The organism is Streptomyces aureus (assembly GCF_001418135.1).
Lineage (GTDB): Bacteria > Actinomycetota > Actinomycetes > Streptomycetales > Streptomycetaceae > Streptomyces > Streptomyces aureus_A.
Map to the genome: position 1 here is coordinate 1 of NZ_LIPQ01000481.1, position 5978 is coordinate 5978.

General features: G+C 74.9%; 5 protein-coding genes. 2 read left to right on the forward strand and 3 right to left on the reverse strand.

Going from position 1 to position 5978, the window contains the following annotated elements; genetic code table 11:
• Nucleotides 1-199 precede the first annotated feature (199 nt).
• The gene (locus AOK00_RS31315) at nt 200-1354 is read right to left on the reverse strand and encodes an ATP-binding protein (protein ID WP_254047576.1); all 1155 of its coding nucleotides are present in this window, start codon (nt 1352-1354) and stop codon (nt 200-202) included.
• Between the two features lie 157 nt (nt 1355-1511).
• Nucleotides 1512-1925, reverse strand: coding sequence for a hypothetical protein (locus tag AOK00_RS31320; protein ID WP_055603570.1), 414 nt, complete (start codon nt 1923-1925; stop codon nt 1512-1514).
• 151 nt (nt 1926-2076) lie between these two features.
• Here AOK00_RS31320 and AOK00_RS31325 point away from each other — a divergent pair, with 151 nt between their 5' ends.
• Complete coding sequence (locus AOK00_RS31325) at nt 2077-3420, forward strand: SWIM zinc finger family protein (protein ID WP_173861689.1); 1344 nt, start codon at nt 2077-2079, stop codon at nt 3418-3420.
• A 38-nt stretch (nt 3421-3458) separates the two neighbouring features.
• Nucleotides 3459-5147, forward strand: a complete 1689-nt coding sequence (locus AOK00_RS31330; protein WP_254047577.1) for a DUF5691 domain-containing protein — start codon at nt 3459-3461, stop codon at nt 5145-5147.
• A 162-nt stretch (nt 5148-5309) separates the two neighbouring features.
• Here AOK00_RS31330 and AOK00_RS31335 read toward each other — a convergent pair whose 3' ends face one another.
• Complete coding sequence (locus AOK00_RS31335; RefSeq protein WP_055603571.1) at nt 5310-5717, reverse strand: cobalamin B12-binding domain-containing protein; 408 nt, start codon at nt 5715-5717, stop codon at nt 5310-5312.
• Nucleotides 5718-5978: the final 261 nt, after the last annotated feature.

Here is a 5978-nt window from a genome sequence, read left to right on the forward strand (position 1 = left end):
CGCCCTGCCGCCCGTCCCGGACGGCGTCGACGAGATCCGCCGGGTCGTCACCGTCTTCCGTGAACTGCGGGACGGCGTCACCACCGACGGCCGGACGAGGGTCAAGTCCCCCTCGGGGACGCTCTCCACGGCCGAGGCGATCTCCGTCGTCACCGGCGGCCTCGCGCTCGCCGCCCACTTCGGCGACGGGGTCCTGCGCTCAGCTCACCTCGCGGCAGGCGCGGTAGAAGTCCTTCCAGCCGTCTCTCTCCCTGACCACCGTCTCCAGATACTCCTGCCAGACGACCCGGTCGGCCGCCGGGTCGCGGACGACCGCGCCGAGGATGCCCGCCGCGATGTCCGCCGGGCGCAGGACCCCGTCGCCGAAGTGGGCGGCGAGCGCGAGGCCGCCGGTGACGACGGAGATCGCCTCGGCCGTGGAGAGCGTCCCCGAGGGGGACTTGACCCTCGTCCGGCCGTCGGTGGTGACGCCGTCCCGCAGTTCACGGAAGACGGTGACGACCCGGCGGATCTCGTCGACGCCGTCCGGGACGGGCGGCAGGGCGAGGGAGCGCCCGAGCTGCTCGACTCGGCGGGCGACGATGTCGACCTCGGCCTCGGGGGTCGCGGGCAGTGGCAGGACCACCGTGTTGAAGCGGCGGCGGAGCGCGCTGGAGAGTTCGTTGACGCCCCGGTCCCGGTCGTTGGCCGTGGCGATCAGGTTGAACCCGGGGACGGCCTGCACCTCCTGGCCCAGCTCGGGGAGGGGGAGGGTCTTCTCGGACAGGATCGTGATGAGCGTGTCCTGCACGTCGGCGGGGATACGGGTGAGTTCCTCCACGCGCGCGGTCATGCCCTGCGCCATCGCCCGCATCACCGGGCTGGGCACGAGGGCGTCCCTGCTGGGGCCGTGGGCGAGCAGCTGGGCGTAGTTCCAGCCGTACCTGATGGCCTCCTCGGGGGTGCCGGCGGTGCCCTGGACGAGGAGGGTCGAGTCGCCGCTGACGGCGGCGGCGAGGTGCTCGGAGACCCAGGTCTTGGCGGTCCCGGGCACGCCGAGCAGAAGCAGCGCCCGGTCGGTGGCGAGGGTGGTGACGGCGACCTCGACGATGCGGCGCGGTCCCACGTACTTGGGTGTGATCACCGTCCCGTCGGGGAGGGTGCCGCCGAGGAGATAGGTGGCGACGGCCCACGGCGAGAGGCGCCAGCGAGCGGGTCGGGGCCGGTCGTCGGCGGCGGCGAGCGCGGCGAGTTCGTCGGCGAAGGCGTGCTCGGCGTGCGGCCGCAGGACCTCGGTCACGGTCTGCGGCCTTCCCGGTCCGGTGTCCGTCTCGACACCGGACCGGGGCTGCGCGATGGTTTCGGGCACGGGCATGGATCCCCCTCCAGATCGTTCGATCTGCTGTGGGATCCACCGTGCACCATGCCACTGACAATCGGATGTCACCGCTGGGCAGGGGCTGTTGGAGGGCTGAGGAAGGGCTGAGGGAGGGTCAGCCCTCGAAGGCCGGCCCGGACGGCGGCCCCGAGGGTCAGCCCACGACCGGGGAGACGGCGACGCAGCCGCCGGCCATGGCCTGCTCGGCCTTGGCCTCCTTGATGACCTTGCCCTGGTGGATGACCTTGCAGGTGAGGTCGGCGGGGGTGAGCGAGACCGGCATGACGGCCGGCGGCATGATGCCCTTCAGCTTCACGGTCTTCTTCCACGGCGTGGCCGGCTTCTTCTCCGACTCGACCTTCGGCGCCATCGCGGTGCCGTCGCCCGCGTGGTAGTCGATGGACTCGATGCCCTTGCCGGTGACCTCGTACGTGACCTCGTAGGTCTCGGTCACGGACTTGTCGACCTGGTCGACGGCCTTCTCGGCGGCCTCGGAGCAGGCGCCGAGGCCGAGGGCGAGGCCGGCGACGGCGAGGGCCGAGACGGCGGTGCGGGCGGCGCGGTTCATACGGGTTCCCCCTGGACGGTTCATGCGAGTCGGTTGATCCCGCCAGGAGAATGGTAAAGGAAGGGTAAAGCGGCTTCTCCTCCCGGCCTCCCCCCGAGCCCGGACTGCCGGGCCCCGGGCGTTGTCAGTGGCGGCCTCTACCGTCGAGGACATGAATGCCATGGGGGTGCGCTGGACGGCTGAGCAGGTGCTGGCACTGGCTCCTGACGACGCCTCGCGCAGCGCGGGAAGCAAGCTCGGTACGGCAGGACCGTGGTCGGGCAGGGGCAGCGGCGGGGGCGCGGTCTGGGGCCTGTGCAAGGGCAGCGGCCGCGTGCCGTACCGGACGGTGGTCGACACGACGGGGCCCGCGTACTGGTGCGAGTGCCCCAGCCGTAAGTTCCCGTGCAAGCACGCACTCGGCCTGCTGCTGCTCCAGGCCTCGGACGGGACGGAGAGCGGGGAGTCCGCCGCGCCCGACTGGGCCGGGCGGTGGCTCGCGGCCCGCCGCGAGCGGGCCGGGAGCGCGGCCCGGGAGACCGGGGGCGGCGCCGGCGGCCCGGCGGATCCCGAGGCGGCGCGCCGCAGGGCCGAACGCAGGGCCGCCCGGATCACCTCGGGCGCCGAGGAGTTGGAGCAGCGGCTCGCCGACCTGCTGCGCGGCGGCCTGGCGGCGGCCGAGCAGCGGGGGTACGGCCCGTGGGAGGAGACGGCGGCCCGGATGGTCGACGCACAGGCGCCGGGACTCGCGGGCCGGGTAAGGGAGTTGGGGGCGATACCGGGCTCGGGGCCCGGCTGGCCGGTGCGGCTCCTGGAAGAATGCGCGCTGACCCATCTCCTCGACCGCGCCTGGCTCACCGCCGACCGGCTGCCCGCGCCGTTGGCGACGACCGTACGGACCAGGGTCGGCCTCCCCGCCCCGGTCGGCGATGTCCCGGTGCGCGACCACTGGCTGGTGCTCGCGCAGTACGACGCGGCCGACGCCCGGTTGACCACACGGCGCATCTGGCTGCACGGCACGGCGAGCGGGCGCACGGCGCTCCTGTTGTCCTTCGGCGCGGCGGGGCGGGCTCCCCGACTGGCGCTCCCGGTGGGCGCGGTGCTGGACGGCGAGCTGACCCCGCACGCGGGATCCGGCCGGCTGCGGGCGGAGCCCGGCGAGCAGTTCGTCCCGGTCGAGGGCCCCGTCGCCCCGCCGCCGGGCGGACCGGTGGGCGCGGCCCTCGACGCGTACGGCCGCGCGCTGCGCGAGGACCCGTGGCTGGACTCCTGGCCCGTGACGCTGAGCGAGGTCGTCCCGGCGCGCGCGGAGTACGGCTGGCAGCTCGCCGACGCGGACGGCCGTGAGGCGCTGCCGCTGACCCCCGCCGCCCAGTCCCGTCCCGGGCTCTGGCGCCTGGTCGCCCTGTCCGGCGGGGCCCCGGTGACGGTCTTCGGGGAGTGCGGGCACCGGGGGTTCACCCCGCTCACCGCCTGGTCCCCGGAGACCCCGGGAGAAACGGTCCCTCTCATATGACCCCCGCCCACGGAACACCGTCCGACCGGAGGACCCCGATGGAGACGGACACGACGACCCCGCCGGCCGGCGCTCCTCTCACGGAGGACGGCGTCCGTGACGACGACGCCCGCGGGGCCGGAGGCGGAGAGGACGGCCTCTGGGAGGAGCTCGTCACCTCGGCCCTGCTCGGTACGGACCGCCGGGCGCCCGCCCGGCTCGCCGGGCTGCCGGGTGCCGAACTCCCGGGCGCGCTGCTTGACTTGGCCGCACTGCACACCGTGCGGCGCAGGGCGGGACTTCGACCCGGGCCCGCCGCGCCGCCACCGGAGCCCGCACCCGAGGACCACCGCCGGCCACTGCCCGGGGCCGCGCGGCGGCGGCTCGACCAGCTGCTCGCCGGCCGCGCCGCGCCCTCGCCCGCCGGGCGGCGCGGGGCCGCGCCCGACCTGGCCGAACTCCTCCCCCAGTGGCTCGCCCTCGCCAACGAGCGCGGGTACCAGGCGCCGGCCGCCGCCCTGCCCTCCCTCCTCGACGCGGCCCGGGCCCGCACCGATCTGCGGCCCCAGGCCCTCCAGCTGGCCGGGCCGCGCGGCCTGTGGCTGGCCCGGCTCAACCCCGAGTGGCGGTTCGCCCTGCGCGGCGCGGGCGCGGGCGGCTCCCTCCCCGACCCCCGTGACCAGGACGGGGTGCGCGCCCTGTGGGAGGAGGGCCTGTTCGCCGAGCGGGTCGCCCTGCTCGGCGCCGTACGGACGGAGGACCCGGCGGCCGGTCTCGCCCTGCTCGCGGCCACCTGGTCCGCCGAACGGGCGGAGGACCGGCTGATGTTCCTCGACTCGCTGCGGACCGGACTGTCCGGCGCGGACGAGGAGTTCCTGGAGGAGGCCCTCGGCGACCGCAGCCGCAATGTCCGCGCGACCGCCGCCGAACTGCTCTCGGCCCTGCCCGCCTCGGCGCTCGCGGGCCGGATGGCGGGCCGCGCGGTGACCTGCGTCGGTCTCGACCGGACGGCGGAGTCGCCCACGATCACCGTGGAGGCCCCGCACGAGTGCGACTCGGCCATGCAGCGGGACGGCCTCGCGGCGACACCGCCCGCCGGGCGGGGCGAGCGGTCCTGGTGGCTGGGCCAGCTCGTCGAGGCCGCGCCGCTGTCCTGCTGGCCGCCGAGGTTCGGGGGGCGCGCCCCGGAGGAGATCGTGGCGCTGCCGGTCGCCGACGACTGGCAGGCCGAGCTGCACGCGGCCTGGTGCCGGGCGGCCGTACGGCAGCGGGACGCGGCCTGGTCGCGTGCCCTGCTGGGCTCTCCGGCGACCCCGCCCGCGACGGGCCCCGGCACGTCGTCGCTGGCCGAGCGGGCCCAGCTCCTGTCGACGCTGCCGCCGGAGGAACGGGCGCGCTGGGTCGGGTCGTTCATCGCCGCCCACGGCCTGTCGGAGGCGTTCCAGCTGCTCGGTGTCTGCGAGGTGCCGTGGGCGGAGCCGCTCGGCGGGGCGGTGATCGACGCTCTCGACATCGCGCGGGAGGCGGGCAGTTACCCGTGGAGCTTCAGCGGGGTGATGGGGCTCGCGGAGCGCTGCCTCGCCCCGGAGGCGGCCCAGCAGCTGGAGTCCCTGACGGCCCGGCCCGAGGAGGCGGAGGACGTCTCCCCCGGCGCGGGCGGCTACTGGTCCGAGGCGTTCCAGCGTCTGGTCTCCACGCTGCGGCTGCGCGAGGCGATGAGAGCCGAACTCACGACACCGGCCCGGTAGGGCTCAAGGACCCGGCACACCCACGGACCCCGGCACTCCCACGGACCCCGGCACGCCGAAGGGCCCTCCCGGACGGAAGGGCCCTTCGAAGCCTGAGGCGCGTATCACCCGAACGGACTACACGGACCACGGGGAGTGGACGGACTGCAGGGAGTGGACGGACTACGCGGCCACGCGGACGTTCGCGTTCACCCAGTCGACGATGGCCGCGGTCGTCGCGCCCGGCGTGAAGATCTCCGCCACGCCCTTCTCCTTCAGCGGCGCGATGTCCCCGTCGGGGATGATGCCGCCGCCGAAGACCTTGATGTCCTCGGCGTCACGGTCCTTGAGGAGCTCCAGGACCTTCACGAACAGCGTGTTGTGCGCGCCCGAGAGGATCGAGAGGCCGATCGCGTCGGCGTCCTCCTGGATCGCGGTGTCGACGATCTGCTCGGGCGTCTGGTGGAGGCCGGTGTAGATGACCTCCATACCGGCGTCGCGGAGTGCCCGCGCGATCACCTTGGCCCCGCGATCGTGGCCGTCGAGACCCGGCTTGGCAACCACCACGCGGATCGGACCGGTCACACCCATCACTGCCTCCACATGCGACCCCCGCGCGTCTTTGCCGGGGAGGTGAACGAACGTTATCCCCAGCATCCCGCACCCGTCTGTTTCGCGGCGGCGAGGGAGGGGGAAATCACACGTGGGACATGTTCGCTCTGCGTCGTACCCCGCTTTCGGGCCCTCCTCCTGGGCCCACCAGCCGCAAGCGGGGCACGGTCGCGAAGGGAGCCGCGACGAGGTCCGCCGCGCCTCCGTGCCGCCGTCCGTGCGGCACGGAGGCGCGGCGGA